Origin of the sequence: Actinopolymorpha singaporensis, assembly GCF_900104745.1 — a bacterium.
Taxonomy (GTDB): Bacteria; Actinomycetota; Actinomycetes; order Propionibacteriales; family Actinopolymorphaceae; genus Actinopolymorpha; species Actinopolymorpha singaporensis.
Genome location: NZ_LT629732.1, coordinates 2,515,067 through 2,533,369 on the forward strand (window position 1 = coordinate 2,515,067; position 18,303 = coordinate 2,533,369).

22 protein-coding genes are annotated in these 18,303 nt (G+C 69.5%); 8 read left to right on the forward strand and 14 right to left on the reverse strand.

Features of this window, described 5'->3' with window-relative positions; genetic code table 11:
- Nucleotides 1-34 precede the first annotated feature (34 nt).
- The 3 genes from BLU27_RS11425 to BLU27_RS11440 all read left to right on the forward strand — a co-directional run bounded on the left by BLU27_RS11425 (nucleotide 35) and on the right by BLU27_RS11440 (nucleotide 1,605).
- Nucleotides 35-580 (forward strand): GNAT family N-acetyltransferase, encoded by a 546-nt coding sequence (locus tag BLU27_RS11425; protein ID WP_197681787.1) that lies wholly within the window; start codon nucleotides 35-37, stop codon nucleotides 578-580.
- Nucleotides 581-639: 59 nt separating this feature from the next.
- A complete protein-coding gene (locus tag BLU27_RS11430; protein WP_197681788.1) occupies nucleotides 640-993 on the forward strand; it encodes a hypothetical protein in 354 nt (117 codons plus the stop codon).
- A 306-nt stretch (nucleotides 994-1,299) separates the two neighbouring features.
- Complete coding sequence (locus BLU27_RS11440; RefSeq protein WP_092653109.1) at nucleotides 1,300-1,605, forward strand: DUF6290 family protein; 306 nt, start codon at nucleotides 1,300-1,302, stop codon at nucleotides 1,603-1,605.
- A 246-nt stretch (nucleotides 1,606-1,851) separates the two neighbouring features.
- Here the strand turns inward: BLU27_RS11440 and BLU27_RS28965 are convergent, their stop codons facing one another.
- From BLU27_RS28965 to BLU27_RS11450, 3 genes are read right to left on the reverse strand one after another with little or no spacing between them, the layout of a single operon-like run.
- Entirely contained in the window at nucleotides 1,852-2,016 is a 165-nt protein-coding gene (locus tag BLU27_RS28965) for a glycosyltransferase family 2 protein (protein ID WP_157728444.1), read from the reverse strand.
- Nucleotides 2,017-2,026: 10 nt separating this feature from the next.
- Nucleotides 2,027-3,004 carry a phosphotransferase gene (locus BLU27_RS11445; protein WP_157728446.1) on the reverse strand — a complete coding sequence of 326 codons (978 nt, stop codon included), beginning with the start codon at nucleotides 3,002-3,004 and terminating at the stop codon, nucleotides 2,027-2,029.
- Nucleotides 2,991-3,419, reverse strand: a complete 429-nt coding sequence (locus tag BLU27_RS11450; RefSeq protein WP_092653113.1) for an MmcQ/YjbR family DNA-binding protein — start codon at nucleotides 3,417-3,419, stop codon at nucleotides 2,991-2,993. The genes BLU27_RS11445 and BLU27_RS11450 overlap by 14 nt, the downstream gene beginning before the upstream one ends.
- A gap of 157 nt (nucleotides 3,420-3,576) precedes the next feature.
- Between BLU27_RS11450 and BLU27_RS11455 the strand changes: the two genes are divergently transcribed.
- Both BLU27_RS11455 and BLU27_RS11460 read left to right on the forward strand, forming a co-directional pair.
- Nucleotides 3,577-4,416 carry a phytanoyl-CoA dioxygenase family protein gene (locus BLU27_RS11455; RefSeq protein WP_092653115.1) on the forward strand — a complete coding sequence of 280 codons (840 nt, stop codon included), beginning with the start codon at nucleotides 3,577-3,579 and terminating at the stop codon, nucleotides 4,414-4,416.
- Between the two features lie 47 nt (nucleotides 4,417-4,463).
- Complete coding sequence (locus BLU27_RS11460) at nucleotides 4,464-5,309, forward strand: phytanoyl-CoA dioxygenase family protein (RefSeq protein WP_092653117.1); 846 nt, start codon at nucleotides 4,464-4,466, stop codon at nucleotides 5,307-5,309.
- A 14-nt stretch (nucleotides 5,310-5,323) separates the two neighbouring features.
- Here the strand turns inward: BLU27_RS11460 and BLU27_RS11465 are convergent, their stop codons facing one another.
- From BLU27_RS11465 to BLU27_RS11490, 6 genes are read right to left on the reverse strand one after another with little or no spacing between them, the layout of a single operon-like run.
- Nucleotides 5,324-6,499, reverse strand: coding sequence for a mandelate racemase/muconate lactonizing enzyme family protein (locus BLU27_RS11465; protein ID WP_092653119.1), 1,176 nt, complete (start codon nucleotides 6,497-6,499; stop codon nucleotides 5,324-5,326).
- On the reverse strand, nucleotides 6,496-7,233 hold the full coding sequence (locus BLU27_RS11470; protein ID WP_092653121.1) for a PIG-L deacetylase family protein: 738 nt from the start codon (nucleotides 7,231-7,233) through the stop codon (nucleotides 6,496-6,498). Before BLU27_RS11470 ends, BLU27_RS11465 begins: the two co-directional genes overlap by 4 nt.
- Complete coding sequence (locus BLU27_RS11475) at nucleotides 7,230-8,039, reverse strand: SDR family NAD(P)-dependent oxidoreductase (protein WP_092653123.1); 810 nt, start codon at nucleotides 8,037-8,039, stop codon at nucleotides 7,230-7,232. The genes BLU27_RS11470 and BLU27_RS11475 overlap by 4 nt, the downstream gene beginning before the upstream one ends.
- The gene (locus BLU27_RS11480) at nucleotides 8,032-8,940 is read right to left on the reverse strand and encodes a dihydrodipicolinate synthase family protein (RefSeq protein WP_092653125.1); all 909 of its coding nucleotides are present in this window, start codon (nucleotides 8,938-8,940) and stop codon (nucleotides 8,032-8,034) included. The genes BLU27_RS11475 and BLU27_RS11480 overlap by 8 nt, the downstream gene beginning before the upstream one ends.
- Entirely contained in the window at nucleotides 8,937-9,326 is a 390-nt protein-coding gene (locus BLU27_RS11485; RefSeq protein WP_092653127.1) for a hypothetical protein, read from the reverse strand. The genes BLU27_RS11480 and BLU27_RS11485 overlap by 4 nt, the downstream gene beginning before the upstream one ends.
- Nucleotides 9,327-10,733: a GH39 family glycosyl hydrolase gene (locus BLU27_RS11490; protein ID WP_092653129.1), complete on the reverse strand. Its 1,407-nt coding sequence runs from the start codon at nucleotides 10,731-10,733 to the stop codon at nucleotides 9,327-9,329.
- A gap of 235 nt (nucleotides 10,734-10,968) precedes the next feature.
- On the opposite strand from BLU27_RS11490, the gene BLU27_RS11495 reads away from it, so the two are divergent.
- On the forward strand, nucleotides 10,969-12,687 hold the full coding sequence (locus BLU27_RS11495) for a penicillin-binding transpeptidase domain-containing protein (RefSeq protein WP_241827917.1): 1,719 nt from the start codon (nucleotides 10,969-10,971) through the stop codon (nucleotides 12,685-12,687).
- 55 nt (nucleotides 12,688-12,742) lie between these two features.
- Here the strand turns inward: BLU27_RS11495 and BLU27_RS11500 are convergent, their stop codons facing one another.
- Nucleotides 12,743-13,063, reverse strand: a complete 321-nt coding sequence (locus BLU27_RS11500) for a hypothetical protein (RefSeq protein ID WP_092653134.1) — start codon at nucleotides 13,061-13,063, stop codon at nucleotides 12,743-12,745.
- Between the two features lie 75 nt (nucleotides 13,064-13,138).
- Nucleotides 13,139-13,387 (reverse strand): hypothetical protein, encoded by a 249-nt coding sequence (locus tag BLU27_RS11505; protein WP_197681789.1) that lies wholly within the window; start codon nucleotides 13,385-13,387, stop codon nucleotides 13,139-13,141.
- A 234-nt stretch (nucleotides 13,388-13,621) separates the two neighbouring features.
- Here BLU27_RS11505 and BLU27_RS11510 point away from each other — a divergent pair, with 234 nt between their 5' ends.
- On the forward strand, nucleotides 13,622-14,299 hold the full coding sequence (locus BLU27_RS11510; RefSeq protein ID WP_157728448.1) for a VC0807 family protein: 678 nt from the start codon (nucleotides 13,622-13,624) through the stop codon (nucleotides 14,297-14,299).
- 154 nt (nucleotides 14,300-14,453) lie between these two features.
- Entirely contained in the window at nucleotides 14,454-15,368 is a 915-nt protein-coding gene (locus BLU27_RS11515; protein WP_241827918.1) for a glycosyltransferase family 2 protein, read from the forward strand.
- Between the two features lie 67 nt (nucleotides 15,369-15,435).
- Here the strand turns inward: BLU27_RS11515 and BLU27_RS11520 are convergent, their stop codons facing one another.
- From BLU27_RS11520 to BLU27_RS11530, 3 genes are all read right to left on the reverse strand, one after another.
- Complete coding sequence (locus BLU27_RS11520; protein WP_157728450.1) at nucleotides 15,436-15,816, reverse strand: hypothetical protein; 381 nt, start codon at nucleotides 15,814-15,816, stop codon at nucleotides 15,436-15,438.
- A 138-nt stretch (nucleotides 15,817-15,954) separates the two neighbouring features.
- Nucleotides 15,955-17,418, reverse strand: coding sequence for an aminotransferase class I/II-fold pyridoxal phosphate-dependent enzyme (locus BLU27_RS11525; RefSeq protein WP_092653140.1), 1,464 nt, complete (start codon nucleotides 17,416-17,418; stop codon nucleotides 15,955-15,957).
- Nucleotides 17,419-17,729: 311 nt separating this feature from the next.
- A complete protein-coding gene (locus tag BLU27_RS11530; protein WP_197681790.1) occupies nucleotides 17,730-18,293 on the reverse strand; it encodes a GNAT family N-acetyltransferase in 564 nt (187 codons plus the stop codon).
- Between the last annotated feature and the right edge of the window lie 10 nt (nucleotides 18,294-18,303).

Consider the following 18,303-nt stretch of genomic DNA (forward strand, 5'->3'; position numbering starts at 1 on the left):
ATGCGGGCCCCTCGTCCGGAAGGAACTGAGACCAGTGTGCAAGGACGCCTTGCCTGGTGACGTCAAGGTGCGCGACGCCTCCACCGACGACGCCGAGGCGTGTGCGGCGATCTACGCTCCGTACGTCGAGAACACCGCGATCACGTTCGAGATCGACTCGCCCACGCCTGTGATGATGGCGGAGCGCATCGAGTCGGCGTTGCGCACCCACGCGTGGCTCGTTCTCGAGGAGCAAGGCCGGGTTGTCGGCTACGCCTACGGCGGGCCCTTCAAGGCAAGGGCGGCCTACCGCTGGTCGTGCGAGGTCAGCGTCTACCTCGAACTCGGCCGCCGCCGCTCCGGCGGTGGGCGCGCGTTGTACGAGGCACTCCTCGCCCGCCTGGCCGAGCGCGGTTTCCGCACCGCCGCCGCCGGGATGACGCTGCCGAACGACGCCAGTGTCGGCTTCCATCGCGCCATGGGCTTCGAACCCGTCGGGACGTACCGAAGGATCGGCTGGAAGCACGGAGCCTGGCGCGACGTCGCGTGGGTTCAGAAGGACATCGCCACTGGCGATGACCCTCCTGCAGAACCGCACTGACTGGCGTGCGCCTGCGCCGTCGGCGCCGCTGCGGGCGCCGACGACCAGGGCGCGTGATCATGACCGCCAACGCCAACGCGATGGCCGTACGCCCCGCGCTGGAGAGGCGGTGGGCCGACGCGCTGGCGGCGTTCGACTCCAGGCGCGAGGTCGGGGTGCTTGGAGAGCCCGAGCGCGCCGACACGGTGGACGAGCTCGGCGAGCTCATCCGGCGTGGTGGCGTCCAGCCGGTGCGGTGGTACGGCGTGTGGCTGTTCCTGGACTGGCTGGTGTTCGGCGGAGCGGAGTTGGACGCGGGCGACTCGAAGGAGGTGGCGGCGACGGCAGCGGTCGAACTCGAAGCAAGCCGGCGAGACCCGTACCGCCAGCTCAGCCGCGTCTTTCATCTCGTGGGCCACAAAACTTCGGTCTGACATCCGAAGATCAACAAGGTACCCCTCGTGCACAGAAGGCGCTCTTGACGCTCCTGAGTGCGAGCACACATGTGGGAGCGGCATGGCATCGAGCCTGCGTGGGCTGATGAGGCCCTAGCTGACCCGAACGCGTTGGTGTTGGATCCTGACCCTGCGAGCAAGTCGGGGCAGAGCGTGCGGGTTGTTTTGTCGGTCGATAGGCAGGGTCCTTACCGTCATCGTTCTGGAGCATGACGGCGTGATGTATGGCGTCAATGGATGGGACGCCAATGAGTTGGACCAGCGCAGGTACCGAGAGGGGCGATCATGAGTGAGCTTGAGGACCTGCTTCGCAGCGAAGCCGAGCATGCGGAGCAGAACAAGGACGCACCGTCCGCGCCGGGGACCAAGGTCACCAGGGGCCATGACCGGGCAAGGGTTCTGCAGGTGCGGCTCAACGAGGACGAGTTGGCTGCGGTGACGACCATCGCGGAGGACAGCAATCTTCCAGTTTCCACGTTGGTGCGGTCGTGGATCTTGGAGCGGATCCAGGAGCCGGAGTCCGGGCCGACCGCGACTATGGACCGGATCGCCCGTGACTTGGACCGGCTGAGGCGGCAGTTGGCTTCGTAGCCATCCCGGTGCAGCGCTCTCGCCGGACGTTCAGGAGATATATCGGCGCGCCTTCGAGGAGAGCTGTACTCGGTCCGTCAGCCGCAGGTTGGCCTCGCCGGACAACGGCAGGAGGCGGCGTTCGCGTGCCACCCAGCGGTCACCGCGAAGCGCCTCCACCGCGGCACGAGCGGTGATCCGGTCCTTCGGTGCTCCACGCAGGACCGCCCGGGACCGCCACGCCGCTCGCGAGGCGGGTCGCCGCAGCTAGGCGAACCACAGCGTGTTGCGGAGCCCCTCGGCCCTTCTGCGGTGTGGATCGCGGGCCCTGGAAGCAGCGTGGTGAACGGTCAGGTCAGGCAGGTAGCGCAGCTCCCACCCGGCAGCCATCCTCACCTTGTCGCCGCCGGTGAACGGTACGTCTCGGCTCATGCCGGAGACCTCACAAGGAGCCCGAGTAGTACGGGTCGCGCAGCAGCTGGGCCAGCCGCGCGACCGGCCGTCCGTCGTGGGCGATCCAGGCGAGCCGACCGAACGTCGTGAGCATCGAGTGCTCGGCGTCGCTGAGCGGCCGTACGCTCTGGTAGCCGTCGAGCATTGCCGAGCGTTGCGGGTCGCCCGTACGCGTGTAGCAGTAGGCGAGGTCGTAAGCCCGCCATCCGTATCCACACATGTCGAAGTCGAAGATCGTGACGTTGCCGTCCGCGTCGAAGTGGTAGTTGAGCGGCTGGATGTCGGCGTGGACGATGCCCCAGCCGGTCGGCCCAGGATCGAACGCGGCAAGGTGCTCACGGATCTCGGCGACGTAGTGACCGATGGTCTGCGCGTCGTCTGGGTGGGCGGAACGGATCGCTTGGTCCAGTTCGGCGAGCGGCCGGTCGAGTTTGGTGGCCTCGTCGAGGTGGTAGCGGGGATGTTTCGGCGTGTGGAGGTCGGCGGTGACATGGATGGTGGCGAGGGTTCGCCCGATGACGTACGCCTGGTCGGTGGTCAGCTTCCCTGGCGGGGCGCCGGGTGCCCAGGAGAACAGCGAGTAGAACCGCTCGCCCTCCGGGGCTGGGATCGTTCCCAGAAGGTCGCCGTCACAGCGCGGAAGGGGCCACGACACCGGAACCCCGTGCAGGTGGAGGTGGGTCAGCAGCTCGAGTTCGAACCTGACGTCGCTCTCGCCGCGGAGCCACCACTTTCCCCGGGTGTGCAGGCGAAACGCGTAACGTCGCCCACCGACGGAAACCTCGTAGGTGTCGTTGTGGCCGGCGAACAGCAGGTGGCAGTCGTCCGGTACGCCGACGTCGTACTCGTCGCCCACCAACCGTGCCACCCACTTCGGGTCGACCATCGAGTAGAGAATGTCGACGGCGTTACGGGATGCGGCCGTCGCAGTGGCGTCGGTCCCCGGTGTTCGCTCATCGATGGCCATGGCGGACTCCCTCGGTCTGGTCGGTCCCGGCACCGGGATCGAGTTCGGCGAGCAGCTTCTTCGGCGCCACGGTGCGGTAGCTCTCGTCGATCCAGTCGCGCACGAGGTCGAGGTCCGCATGGGGGAGAGGGACAGTCAACCAGCCCCACTGCCCGAGGCCGCTCATCGTCGTCGGGGTCGCTGCGCCAACGGTGACCGCCTGGTCGTAGGAGGCCCTGAGCTTCACCGACACAGCCGGCGTCGGGGCCTGCGGTCGGCTGAGCCACAAGAACATCGGCCCGTACACAAGGCCGTTCCCCCTCCGACGAGGGGGATGATCGATCTTGATCACGAGTTCGCCCCAAGGGGTGTCCTCGATCGCACGGGGCATGGCGAGGGCGAACGTCCGCATCTCGTCCCACGCCAGGGGGGCCATCGGCACACTCTAGGGGACCCGACGGGTGTCGACGAGTGCGCGGACGGCGCCGGTTACCGGACCTGGACAGCGTAGGTGTGGTGCCCGCCCGCGGGTCCTGCGACGCTTGAGGTCGGCGAGTGCAGTACGCATCGAACGCGACGGGAGTAGGGCGAGTATGACTGCTACGACGGCAGCGCTGGGATCCGAGCTCGACAGGCCCTACGAGGGGTTGCCGCCGACGGCCACCGCCGACTTCGCGCGGGACGGCTTCATCCACCTGTCGGGGGTGCTCTCTCCGGAGACCATCGCGGAGTACGAGCCCGTGGTCACCGGCGAGGTGATCCGGCTCAACACCCAGCACCTGCCGCTGGCGGAGCGCGACACCTATGGCAAGGCGTTCCTGCAGGTGACCAACCTGTGGGAACACAACGCGAAGGTCAAGGAGCTGGTCTACTCCCGGCGCCTGGCCGGGATCGCCGCGAGCCTCCTCGGTGTGCACGCGGTCCGGCTCTACCACGACCAGGCCCTCTACAAGGAGCCAGGCGGCGGCATCACGCCGTGGCACGCCGACCAGTACTACTGGCCACTGTCGAGTGACCGGGTGTGCACGATCTGGCTGCCGCTGCAGGAGACGCCGTACGAGATGGGGCCGCTGGCGTTCGCCCGCGGCAGCCACAACTTCTCCATCGGCCGTGATCTGGCGATCAGCGACGAGTCGGAGGCGAAGCTGAGCGAGCTGGTCGCGGCGCAGAGCTTCGAGCACGTGGAGGAGCCCTTCGCGCTCGGCGACGCGAGTTTCCACCGCGGCTGGACGTTCCACCACGCCGGACCGAACCACAGCACCGTTCCGCGCCGGGTGATGACCGTGATCTACATGGATGCCGACATCCGGGTCACCGAGCCGGTCAACGACAACCAGGTTGCCGACCGCGGCTGGATGCCTGGCACCGAGATCGGCCAGGTTCCCGACACCGCGCGCAACCCGCTGCTCTACGACGGCCTGCGGTCCGGCTGAGGCTTCTCGGGATCCTCCCGGAACGACACGAGGGACAGGTGGCTGGGATGCGCGGGGGAAGGGCGACGTTCGACCGAGACGGTGCGGCGTACCCGAGTGGGCTGTACGACACCGCCCAGGTGGCCGAACCGGTCGAGCACCTGGAGGACGTGGGCGAGGCGGAACTCGAACGCTGCCGGCGGGACGGGTTTCTTCCGGTGAGCCGCGCGCTGTCCCCGGAGACGGTGCGAGATGCCGTTGCCGGCCTGGAAGACCTCGCCCGCCCGAACTCGCCGGCAGACGTGCAGTACGAGGCCTGGGCGGAGACGCTTCTGGACACGCTGACCCCTGGCCAGCGGCTCGACGTGACGCGGAAGTTCATGTCGTTCACGGCACACGAGTCCCGTCTCACCGCGATCGCGAACGATCCCGGCATCCTCGACGTGGTGGCTCGCGTGCTCGGCGGCGCCCCGCGGATGTTCCAGGACATGGCGCTGCTCAAGCCGCCCGGTGGTGGGCGGGAGAAGCCGTGGCACCAGGACAACGCCTTCTTCCACCTGGTGCCCGGTACCCCGATCGTCGGCGTGTGGGTCGCGCTGGACGCGGCCACCGAGGACAACGGCTGCATGCGCGTCATCCGCGGCTCACACCGCGACGGCCCCGTACGCCACGTCCACCTGCGTGATCTGCAGATCTGCGACGGGAACGTGCCGATCGACCGCGGCGTGGCCGTGCCGCTCCCGCCCGGTGGCCTGATGTTCTTCGACGGCCTGCTGCAGCACGGGACGCCGAGCAACGACACGACGACGCGGCGGCGGGCGCTGCAGTTCCACTACACGGTGGACGAGGTGACCTCGACATCCGCCGAGGAGTACGCCGCGGTGTTCGGGATGGCCGACGGCGACGAGTGCTGACCTGATCCCAGGATCTACGGGGCGACGACGTGCGCCTCGACGAATGCCACATCGACCTCGACGCCCAGGCCGGTCCCGTCGGGCACCGCGACCGTACCGTCGTCGGCCAGTGTCAATGACTTCTTGACGACGCCGGCGCTGAGCTCACTCTGCGCGACGTTGAACTCCACCCAGCGGGCCTGGGGCAGCGTGGACAGGAAGTGCAGGCTGTAGGCATGCAGCAGGTCCGACAGCCAGGAGTGGGTGACGATCTCCACTCCGGCCGCCCTGGCGTCGGCTGCCACGATGCGCGCCACCGTGAGCCCACCGCACCGGGACAGGTCCGGCTGCACGACGGCGATCCCGTGGTCGCGGACCAGTCGCCGTAGCTCCCAGGCCGTCGCCTGCTGCTCACCCGCCGCGAAGCGCAGATGTGGGAACTCGGCCGCCAGTACGGCGTACTCCTCGGTGCACTCCGGATGCACGATGTCCTCGACCCAGTACGGCCGGACGTCGCTCAACGTCTCCAGCATCGCCGTCGTCTCCGCCGTCGTCCGCACGCGCGGCCGTCCGCCGTCCTCGACGTACCAGCCGGGGTCGATCATCAACGCTCGGTCGGGCCCGAGCGTCTCCCGCAGCGCGACGAGGTTGTCCCGGTCCGCGCTCGGGTCGATCCCGAATCCTCCCCACCCGAACTTCATCCCGGTGAATCCGAGGTCGAGGTATCGGCGCGCGGCCGCGGCGTTCTCCTCCGGAGTCGGCCGGAACAGGGTGGACGCGTACGCCGGCAACCGGTCGCGCCGCCGGCCACCGAGCGCCTGCGCGACCGACACTCCGGCAGCCTGCGCCCGAATCGACCAGAGGCAGTTGTCGACCGCCGACATGCAGTGCATGGCGACACCACGCCGCCCGTAGTAGGCGGTGGCGACGTACAACTCGTCCCAGATCGCCTCCACCTCCGTCGCGTCGCGGCCGAGAAGCTGTTCGTGGATGGTACGGAAGCCGAGCGCGCCCATCCCGCTGCCCTGCAGGACGCGTGCTGCGACCGGGCCCATGGTCTCCACGTCCGACCAGCCCTCGAGGCCCTCGTCGGTGCGAACCCGCACCACCAGCAGCCAGTCGCCCTGGTCGGTCGCCTCCGTCTCGCCCGCGTGGGCGCCGTAGGTCTGAGTTCCCCTTAGCAGGAACGGAGTGACGTCGGTGATTCTCATGCCGTGCCCGCGGGCGCCGAACGGCCGGGCAGGTCGGACGGCCAGGGGATTCGTCGTTCGGCCAGACAGGGCCGGAACCCCTCGGCGTGCGCGACCATCAGCCGGGCACCGGTGACCCGGTCGGAGTCGGCCATCTCGTCGGCGTAGTCGTGGCCGCGAAGGCGGCGCATCACGTCCATCTGGCTGGCGTGGGCACGGATCAGTTCGGCCTTCCGTGCCACGTGGTCGGCGGTGAGTTCGACGAAGTGGGTGGCCTCGAAACCGTATCCCGCGCCGGTGTCGACGTGGTAGATCCGCGGCACGTGGTCGTTGGCCGGGACGTGTGGTTCGAAAGAGCCGAGGTTGGTCCACAACGCGGTGTCAACCACGGCTTTCGCGGTCACCACGTGGTCGGCGTTGTAGTCGTTCGTCCAGTGGGTGAAGACGACCTCGGGATCGACAGTACGCAGCGCCGCGATCAGGTCGTGCCGCAGCGGTTCGTCGTCGTACAGGAAGCCGTCCTCGCGGCCCAGGCACAGATAGCTCGCGTCGAACGCCTTCGCCACGTGACGAATCTCGACCTCTCGCACTGCGACGGCCCGCTCGTGGGAGTCCGGCCCGGAGAACGGTAGTCCCTTGTCGCCTCCGGTGAGGGTCACGAACGCGATCTCGTGGCCTTGTTCGTGCAGCCGCAACAGCGTTCCGAGGCAGCGCATCTCGTCGTCGAGATGCGCGAACACGCAGGCATACCTCATGACTGGTCTCCCTCTGGCAGTCTGGCGAGCGAGACGGACAACGCGCCGTCCACGGTCAGAAACGACCCGGAGATGTAGCCGGCGGCGGGCGAGGACAGGAACGCCACGGCCGCAGCGACCTGGCCGACGTCGCCCATCGCGCCGAACGGCAACGCTTTGCCGGCCCGGGCGAGGTGTTCCTCGCCGTACAGAGCGACCTCGCCCGGGGTGGCGACCCAGCCAGGTACGACCGCGTTCACCCGGATCCGCCGGTCGGCCCACTCGTGCGCGAGCGTACGCACCACCTGGCCGAGCGCACCGTGCGCGGCGTTGTAGCCGAGGCAGCGGGCGAACGCGTGCTTCTCGTGCAGGGAACCGATCACGGTGAACGCCGCACCCGGTGGAGGCGGGGTGGGAGCTACCGCGAGGGCACGGAACAGTGCGAACGCCGCGAGCGGGCCGATGGCGAAGCTCAGCCGAACCGAGTCCAGGCTGAGGTCGAGGGCGGGAACGTGTTCCTCGTGGGCGAGGGCGTGCACGGCCGAGCGGACCAGCCCGGCCGCCGCCGCGACCGCTGCGACGTGTTCGCCGAACGCCGGTTCCGCGGCGTCGGCCGCGAGCGGCACCGCCGAGCCGCCGGCCTGCTCGATCGCGGCGACGGTCTCCTGCGCGCGGTCGGGGTCGCGGTCGACGCAGATCACCGTGTCGTGGGACCCGGCGAGGGCGCGGGCGCAGGCGCCACCGATACCGCCGCCCGCTCCGGTGACCACCGCGACGGTCGGGCTGTCACCGGTCGGGGCACCGCCCGACGACGGCGACTCAGCCATGGTCGACCGCCGCGCGCAGCAGGTCCACCAGCCGGTCGATCTCGGCGTACATGCGTTCGTCGACTCCACCGGCGACCGGTCCCCGCACCGCCGCGCTGCGGAAGACTCCCTGTCGCACCAGCAGGTACTTCTCGATGGCGACGAAGCTGTCAAGGCTGGTCTGCAGCGACACGATCTGGGTCAGCGGCCCGGCGATGCGGTAGGCCCGGTCGTGGTCCCCGGCGCTGAGAGCCCGCCACAGCGGGACCAGTGCCCACACCAGGTCACCGGCCGGCATGGTGCCGATCGCTCCACGACGGAAGCTGTCGACGAGATACATGCCGCCGTTTCCCTCCAGGACGCGTGCCTTCCCCCCGGTCGCGTCCAGCAGTTGGGTCAGCTTGGGCCCGATCGGATGGGCCTCCGGTTTGAACAGCACCCGGTCCGGGAGTTCGGCGTGCAGCCTGGCCTGCAGGTCGATCGACAGCGCTGACCCGACGTACCCGCTGGCGTCCTGAACGATCACCGGCACCTGCGCGGCGTCGGCGATCGCGAGGAAGTAGTCGAACAGTTCCCGGTCACCCGCCCGGCTCAGCGCGGGCGGCGTGGCCATCACCGCGTCCGCGCCGACTGCGGCCGCGTGCCGCGCGTGTCGTACGGCGGTGTGGGTGGACTCCGCACCCACGCTGACCACGGCGGACCCCCGCCCGGACGCCGCGCCACACAGCAGCGTCGCGAGTTCGTCCCGCTCGTTCGTGGACAGCCGGAGCACCTCCGACACCATCCCGATCGCCACACCGTCCGCGCCGTTGCCGAACAGCCACTCCACCTGGCGTACGAACGTGGCGCTGTCAATACCGCCTTGCTCGTCGAACGGCGTCTGCACCACACACACGACTCCGCTCACCTCGGCCCCGGTCATGAGGCGACCGTCCTCTCCGGCGCCGCCGCGCCGTCCCTGGGAACGCCCAACCCGAGCAGGGCAAGGGAGTCCCGCTGACAGATCCGGTCCACGTCGTCGTCGGTGATCTCGGCCGGGCCGAGCCCGCGGCACAGCGCGGCCGCCTTGCGAAGCCCGGCGGCCGCGACGTAGTCGTTGGGGACGACCACACCGACCGGCTCGCCGTCGAACGCCAGCACGACGGAGGTGCCGGCCGCCTCCCCGGCGAGCCGGTGCTCTTCCGGGGTCACGTCCCAGCTGACCTCGCCCCAGGCCCGGAGCTCGTCGCGGGCAAGCGGATCGCACACGTGCGTGCCGTGCTGACCGAGACGGGTGTATACGTCGACGGCCACTTGCGCCTGCGTCATCTACCGGATCCCGTCTCGTTCGGACAGCGTGGCGAACGCCACGGTGTGCGCCGGCAGGAGAATCTGGTGCTCGAACGCCTCGGCGGTGACGACGACCCGTTCCTCCAGCGGGTGCTGGGTGAGCGTGCCGGCACACCAGCGCCGTGCCTCGTCGATCCGGTGGACAGTCAGCAGCTTGGCGCCCGGCGTCAGCCCGGCGTACCGCAACGTGAGGATCCGGTCCCGGCAGGCCGGCCGGGAGAGGCTGGTGTTCGACACCAGCACCGACACCGTCCCTGGCCCGCTGGCGGCATAGGCGTGCAGGTCCGCGTGCGAGGTCTCGGACGCCACCTTGGTGTCGCCGAGCCTGCCCAGCAGCTGGTAGAGGAAGTACTGCGGACGCACCTGTCCGCGTTCACCGAACAGGCCGAACCGGTGCGGCACCTCGTTCCAGTGCCGCATCATGTGCGCGACACCCTCCGGGGAGAAGAACGGCGAGAACTCCTGTGGATCACACGCCTGGTCCCAGAGGTGGTAGTAGAACGACCAGGCCGGTCCCGCCTCGTCCATCGCGAGGACCGACGCCGCCACCAGAGCTGCCCGGCGTGGGTCGTCGGCCTGGTCGGCGACCGAGACGGCCTCGAACGACGTACTCCACTCGGTGACCATCAGCTCCGGCACCGGTTCGGGGAACCCCGCCACCAGCCGCATTCCCTCGGTCACGCCCGCGGCGTGCCGTGTCCAGTCGTCGGCATAGAGGTGCCAGGAGACGAAGTCGAGCGGAATGTCGTTGTCGCGGCAGTGCTTGACGAAGCCCGGCAGCGGTTCGTTCGTCACCCAGCACGCTGCCGTGCCGCCGACCTTGACGTGCGGTGCGGCCGCGCGGATTGCCGGCGCGGTCAGGTCGTAGAACCTCGCGTAGTCGTCCGGGTCGGGGATGAGGTACGGCGACCCGCCGTCCTCACCGATGTCGGTCTCGTTGCCGATCTCCCAGTGGGTGACGAGGTTTCGCTCGACGGAGTAGCGGCGTACCAACGCGGTGACGACCCGCTGCCACTCGGCCACGTCGTTCGGCATCCACGCCGCGTGGTCGATCCGGTCGTCGTGGTCGAACAGCGGGCCGGGCTTGAGGCAGATCGCCGCGACCAGCTTCGCCCCGGTGGCGGCGAGGGAGTCCAGGTAGGGATCCAGCCGGCTCCAGTCGAAACGCCCGTGCTCGGGATAGATGTCGAAGAACTGCTGGACGAAGATCCGCACCAGCCGCGGTCGTAAGGTTGCCGCGCCTTCGACCACGCGGGGAGGCAACGGTGAGGAGTTGATGCCGCCCACCCCGACGGTGTGCCGCCACAGCTCGACCGGGCCGCGTTGCTCGCGGACGTCGACGTGCACGGTCTCCCGGTCGAACAGGGCGAAGTCAGGTACCGGCATCGTGTCCTCCGACGTGGCTGGGACGCCTGCTCGGCGATTGTGCCGAGATTCTGCTGGAACCGGAGGTTCTGGGTGGTGATGTCCCGGTCGTTGTCTTCAATCGGTCGGCCGGAACGCCTGCCGAACGGTGCATATGCCGCACCGGGTCCATGGCCGGCCATGGCCTCAGGAGTGGATCGGGCGCCGCTGATATCCGCATTGGCGACCAGCCGATTGATTTGCTTTCATCTTCAGCGTGGATCACGTGACGGAATGGGACTCGGCGCGACACCGCGTACGGCGGTTCCGGGCCATCGTGGGGGTCGTCGCCATATCGTTGGTGATTTTCGGGGGAGTGGCCGGCGCCGTGCTGCTGCTCAACACCCCCGGCCGAACGGTCGAGCGGGCGGAGGAGGCGAAGCAGCAGGCGGCGAAGGAGTCGGTGGCCCGCGCCGAGCGGCGCATGAAGACCTTCACCAGCGCCTGGGAACGCGGCAAATGGGACGTCGCGGGGCAGTACACCGACAGTCCGGGCAGCGCGGCCTCACTCCTCGCCTCCATGCACCGCAACCTCGCGCCGAGACCGTTCTCGATCGAGGTCGGACGGCCGACTGCGAGCAGTAGCACCAGGAGTGAGCGGAAGAGCGGCGCCAAGGCCTACGTCGTGCCGTTCACCGTACGGATGAAGGTGCCGCGCGTCGGCACCTACACCTACGAGTCGAAGGCGCGCATCGTCCAGACCGCGGCCAGGGACGTGGTTCATTTCGAGCCGTCGATGGTCCACCCCGCGCTGAAGGTGGGGCAGACGCTGGCCGTGGCGAGGATGTCCACCCGCGGATCGATCCTCGACCGTACGGGTGACGTGCTCGCCGCGGCCACGCTCGTCGGCGAGGTCGACGCGAACGGCAGGGGAACCTCCGGACTGGAGAAGCGCTACGACAAGCAGCTCACCGGGTCCGGTTCCGGGTCGGCGTACCTGATCGCGATCACCGACCGGGAGACCGGACGCGCGGTGAGGCCGCTGCGCACCCCTGACGCGAAGCTGGGCAAGGACGTGCACACCACGATCGACCCGGACGTGCAGCGTGCAGCGGCCAACGCGCTCGGAGGGGTCACCACCCCGGCGGCGCTCGTCGCGCTCAAGCCGTCCACCGGAGACATCCTGGCCGTCGCGAACGAGCCGGCTGGGTACAACCGCGCGTTCATCGGGGAGTACCCGCCGGGTTCCACGTTCAAGGTGATCACGTCCGCCGCTCTGCTCAGGGCCGGGCTGAGCCCCTCCGATGTTCTGGAATGCCCCAGATACGAGTGGGTGTACGGGTGGCGCTTCACCAACCAGAACGAGTTCGTGCTGCCCGAGGGGTCGACGTTCCGGGACGCGTTCGCCCACTCCTGCAACACGGCGTTCGTGGGAGCCAGGGACAAGCTCGACGACCGCGCACTCGCCAGGACGGCTGCGGCCTTCGGGATCGGCGGCGTATGGGACACCGGCGCGTCCACGTACGACGGTTCTGTGCCGGTGAACACCGACGTCCTCGACCGGTCGGCGGCGATGATCGGCCAGGGGCGCGACCTCGCGTCTCCGCTGGTGATGGCGTCGGTCGCGGGCACGGTGAAGAACGGCAAGTTCGTCCAGCCGAGACTGGTGCCCGAGGCGGTCCGCCACCCCTACCAGGCGCCGGAGTCCCTCGACCCGAACGTCGTCACCGACCTCCGGTCGATGATGCGCTCGGTGGTCACCGACGGAGCCGGTGAGGCGCTGCGCGGCCTGCCCGGCCGGCCGCACGCCAAGACCGGTACGGCGGAGTACGGCAACGCCTCGCCGCGGAGGACCCATGCGTGGATGATCGGCTACCAGGAGGACAGCGACCTCGCGTGGGCGGTGCTCCTCGAGGACGGTGGGTCCGGGGGCTCCGACGCGGGGCCGGTCGCGGCGGCGTTCCTGAAGAACCTCACCGGCAAGGGACCCTCCTGACCGGCGCGGCATCGGCGTCGCACGTGGCCGGGGACTGTTGGGCTGCTGGTCGCGGCTACGTCCGCGACGGTGGCCTGTCCGCCCGCCCGGCCGCGTCCCCGAGGTCGTCGTCCGTCACCTCCGCGTCCGCCTCGGCGTAGGTGCCGGGCGGGGATTGCTCGCCGGTCTCCTCGGCGTCCTCGGCGTCCCCGGCGTTTTCGGCGTTCTCGGCATGGCCGGCCTCCAGCGGGAGGTCCTTGCCCGGCTCGTGCCCGCCTGGTTCGGGGTCACGCCACTCGTGGGCGCGGGTGGCCCGGTTTGCGGTTTCCATCGCCTTCGCGTCGGCCTTGAGGTCGTCGTCCACCCGAGGGCTGTGCCGGTCGCTGCCGCGCTGCATGGCGCACCTCCTGTGCAACTGTCCTCGAGGCGTAAGGGGCGGGTCTTCCCCTCTCCGTCCACGGTATGCATGGGTTCAGTGCGCATGCCGAAGACGTCCGGCGGGGGTGTTGTGCTCGACGTAGACCGCCGGCACGTCCCGGCCCGGCCGGCGGCCCAGCCAGCGTTCGGCGAGTTCGGCCTCGTGCGGTCGCTGCAGCACCACAAGGTCGACCGGCTCCTCCCGCAGGCGCTCCGGCGGCACCTCCCGGACCGTGCCTGGCCAGGGGAACGACAGCGCCCCGCCCGCACCGTCCGGCCCGCGGTCAGGTGTGACCGGAACCACGTGGCGGTGTGGACCCCGAACGAATGCGGTCGTCCACGACCCGTGCACGTGCCACAGGAGGATGTCCGTAAGGCTTCAAACTGCCCATCCAGACCGGTACGGAACCGGACAACCGGAACCCAGGAGGTCCCCGCGCCGCGGCGAGCAGCGCTCGGACGAGTTGCCGCCCTGGTCCCGATCGCCCACTTCGGCCGGACTTGACGACGCGCACGGTCTCTCCGGACGATGGGATCCGTGCATCACTCCGCCATCAGCCCGCGCACGGTCGTCATGCCTCCCCGGCTGCGACTGGCGATGGAGGTTGCCCGGCATCTGGCCGAGTCGGTGCTCGTCCCGCTCGGACTCTTCTACGGCATCGTCGTCGCCGCGGGTTTCCACGTCGCGCTGTTGGCTGCCGTCGCCTGGGCGCTCGTCGCGATGGGCGTGCGGGTCGTCAGAGAGAGGCGCCTGCCGGCCGTACTCCTCGGCACGACCGGGCTGTCCGTCGTCCAGGTGGGCGTTTCCTACGCCGCCGGGTCGGCGATGGTCTATTTCCTCCAGCCCACCCTGGCGACCTACGCCGTCGCCGCGGCGTTCCTGCTGACGGCGCTGCTGGATCGTCCGCTCATCCAACGGCTCGCCCACGACTTCTGTCCGCTGCCCCACGACGTGGTGCGGTCGGCTCCGCTGCGCAGGCTCTTCCAGCGACTGTCCGTGCTCTGGGGCGTCGTGCTGCTCGTCAACGCCAGCCTGACGCTCAGCCTGCTGCTGACCATGGGCACGACGTCGATGCCGGTGGCCACCGCGGCGTCGGTCCCGCTGTTCGCCGCCGGGTTCCTCCTCTCGCTGCTGTGGTTCCGCCGCTCGCTACGGGACGGCGGCTACCGGCTCGCCTGGTGCGACCCCACGCAGGCCGCGAGCCAGGGGGCATGAGCCTGCGCCGTGCCTGAGCGCCCGGCCGTCCACATCCGGTTGCGAGTGGGACCGGAACCATCTCCCACGTCACACCACACCAAGCCTCCTCCGCCGAACCCCGCCCGGCCTCGGCCGTCGGCCCACCCGTCAGCCCACCGGTCAGCAGGGCCCCGTGGTGATCAGTGAGCGCCTGGTTCCCGCATCGCCGGGTGCGCACACCTCGGTCGTGGTCATGACCATGACCCGCGACCGGGCGGAGGGACTGGCACACATGCTGAACAAGCTGGCCGACCTGTCCCCCAACACCCCTGTCATCGTCGTCGACAACGGTTCGTCGGACGAGACCGCGCAACTGGTCCTTGACGAGTTCCCGCGGGTGAGCCTGGTGAGGCTGCGGGAGAACGCCGGCGCGCCGGCTCGCAACGTCGGTGTTCAGCGCGCACAGACGCCCTACGTCGCGTTCAGCGACGACGACTCGTGGTGGGCGCAAGGCGCGCTTGACGAGGCTGCGCGACGGTTCGAGGACCATCCCCGGCTGGGACTCCTGGCCGCCCGCACACTGGTCGGCCCGGACGAGCATCCCGATCCCCTCACCACGCTCACGCGGGACAGCCCGATGGGGCGTGCGACGGATCTGCCCGGTCCCACGGTCCGCGGGTTCCTCGCCTGCTCCGCCGTCGTACGCAGGTCGGCGTTCCTGCACGTCGGAGGTTTCAACGACCTGCTCTTCTTCATGGGGGAGGAGACCATGCTCGCCTACGATCTGATGGCGGCCGGATGGGGAGTGGCGTACGTCGAGGAGGTCACGGCCCACCACCATCCCGCGCCGTCCCGCGGCCCGTCGTCGCAGCGACTGGCCATGGAAGAGCGCAACTCGGTCCTGACGGCGTGGATGCGGCGTCCTGTCAAGGTCGCCTTGCAGGCGACGACGGCGAAGCTGGCGGCGTCGGCGGTCACCCGGCACCCGTCACGTGGGGCCTTGCCGCAGGCCCTACGGCGGTTGCCGAGCGCACTGCGTCAGCGGAGCGTCCTCCCGGAAGCGGTGGAGGCGCAGGTACGCCTGGTCGAGAGTGGTGACCGCCCCTGACGTACGACGCACGTCGTGCGAGGCGGCCACCACAGACCGCGGGCCGGATCGGGCGACCTTCGCGGCCTCAGTCGGCGAGCTGGGCGGCGGAGATGGAGACGCGGACGGTCCCGTCCTGCACCCCGAGAACGTCCGCTGCGCTGACGTAGAAGTCGCGCTTGAACAACCCACTCGGGTCCACCTTGACGAATCCCGTGCGCAGGAGGTCCGCTGCCCCGGCAGTGGGGACGGCGAAGGGTTCCCGGTTGTCGAAGGCGGCGAGCACGTTGGAGACGACGCCACCGCCCCCGGGCGACGGAGCCTGCTGGCCCTGCTCGGTGGCGGCTTCGGGGTCGCCCATCTTCAGCTCGGCCACCTTGCCGAGCTTCTTGCCCTCGGCATCGACCACGGGCATGCCCTCACGCACCTGCGTGATGGGACCTTCGTTACCTGACAACGGCGTCGTCATGTCGTTCTCCCTTCACGGAAGCGGACCTGGCCGTTCGGAAACTGTCAGGAGCCCATACCCCAGGAGACGCGCCGATCACGTGGAACATGCTCGATGGACGTGGCCGGTGGCCTGATTCGGCCACCAGGGCAGCTCGGCTCACTCGGCGACGACGCGGAACGTCTGCATCTGCGGGTCCGCCGCGTCCGGAATGAGCATTCCGGCGGGCGGGCCGCTGGTGAGGTACTCCACGACCTCCGCCGTGATCCGCTCGCCCGGGGCCAGCACGGGCACTCCCGGCGGGTACGGGCTCACGAGCTCCGCCGCCACCCGGCCGACGGCATCTTCGGCGGAGACCTGTTCGACGCGGCCGAAGAAGGCATCGCGAGGAAGCATCACCGTCTCCAGTTCGAGCCCGTCGTGCGGACGCGGGAGGTGCACCTCGGGTTCCTGACCGATCTTGTCACGATCCTTCGCGAGGTTCCCGATCGTGTCCACGAGCAGGCGTTCGGTCTCGTCGTTGTCGCTGTGCGTCAACCGGAAGTTGATCCGGCACGTGTCGGCCGAACCCGCGTCGACGTGGTAGGCGGCGCGCAGGAAGTCAGCGGCCTGGTATCCGGTGATGCCCAGCCCACGCACGTCGACGGTGACGGACAGCGGGTCGTACTCGTACGCGCCGCCCTTGCCGACCACCTGATCGCCCAGCAGTTCCAGACCGGGCGTGTCGGCGACGACATCGCGTACCCGCTCGGCGCGGCGGATCGCCGCATCGAGCAACCCGTGTCCCTGCTCGACCATCTGCCGGCGCCACCCGTCCAGCGAGCCGTAGACGAGGGTCGAGGGACTGGTCGTCCCCAGGATGTCCTCGCGTTGTGACAGGACCGCCGGGTCGACCCGGTCGCCTTGCAGGTGGAACACCGAACTCTGCTCGATCGCACCACCCATCTTGTGCACGCTCGTGACGACCAGATCGGCGCCGGCGTCCATCCCCCAGGTCGGAAGGCCGCGGTGGAACGGCAGGTGCGCACCCCAGGCCTCGTCCACGATGAGAGGTACGCCGTACTCGTGGCAGACGGCGGCGACTCCCCGGATGTCGGCGCAGGTGCCCCAGTCCGTGGGCGTGATGAGCAACATTCCCTTGACATCGGGGTTGGCCTCGAGCGCCCGGCGTACGTCGTCCGGCTCCGGCGGGTGCGCCAGGTGGCGTTCGGCGTCGAACTTCGCGTGTACCCACACCGGATCGGTGCCGTTGACCACCACGCCGGACACCACGGACTTGTGGGCGTTGCGGGAGATGGCGAGCTTCTCGCCGGGGCCGGCCACCGCGAGCATCGCCGACTTCACCGAGAGAGAGCTTCCGCAGGTGGAGAAGAAGGCGTGCTCGGCTCCCACCGCGTCGGCCATCAGTTCCTGTGCCTGGGTGAGCACGCCCTGTGACTCGCGCCGGTCGTCCAGTCCGCCCAGCAGGAGCACGTCGGAGGCGAAGACGTCCTTTCCGAGGACCTCGAGCACGCGTGGATCGACCCCTCGGCCCTGCTTGTGGCCGGGCGGGCCGTAGTAGACGTCGCCTCGGCGGCGGAACTCCTGCAGCGCTTCCAGCACGGGAACCCGCGAATGGTCCATCGTCTGCTCCTCCGTACTCGCCGGGACGCAAGGTCTCGGCCGGATCGACGTACTCGGTCGTTCAGCGTGCGGTCCTACCCCGCCAAGCGGCCGACATACCCGCGGTGGTGGCCGGACCCAGACCTGGGACGCGACCCGCGACGAGACAGCGTGGTCCTCGCTGTCGGAAGTACATGGATCCCTCACGCCTCCGGCCAGGACCGGCTTCGCTCCGTGAAGTGTGGAGACGTACGGGGCCTATGACCCCCGTAGGTCTCCACACTTCGCCGCGTCGGATTCCTCTGCGGTCAAGGTGGATGTGCGGGTCGTACTCACTCATGGGCGGCGCGCCATTCGCGCTCCAGAATGGCGTAGGTGTAGCCGTCGACCCAGCCGAGCTCGGCGTGCCAGGAGTCCTCGATGCCGTGCTGCTCGCGACGCATACCGGCCTTCTCGAGGACACGCGCCGAGGCGGCGTTGTCGGCGTAGCAACCGGCGGTGACCCGGCGCAGGCCGAGGTGGCCGAACGCCGCTGTCAACAGGCCCTTGGCGAGGTGGGTGGCGTAGCCCCGGCCGGCGGCACGCGGGTCGACGATGTACCCGATCAGGCCGTCGGTTCCCTTGGGCACGCCTGGTTGACCCATCGCGTCGACGACCTCCAGGAATCCGATCGCCACGACCTGGCCGTCCGCCTCGGCGACGCAGGAGAAGTCCGTTGTGCTGGACGGTTTCGCCAGCCAGTCGCGGCGGAACTTCTCCGGGTCCACGGTTGTGGCGATCAGGAAGCGCTGGACCGCCGGATCGTTGCGGAACGCCAACAGCGGCTCGATGTCTGGTTCGCTCGCGTCGCGCAGCAGAAGTGGGCCGACTCGTAGCGGCCAGGGTCTGGTCGTCACGCCCACACCC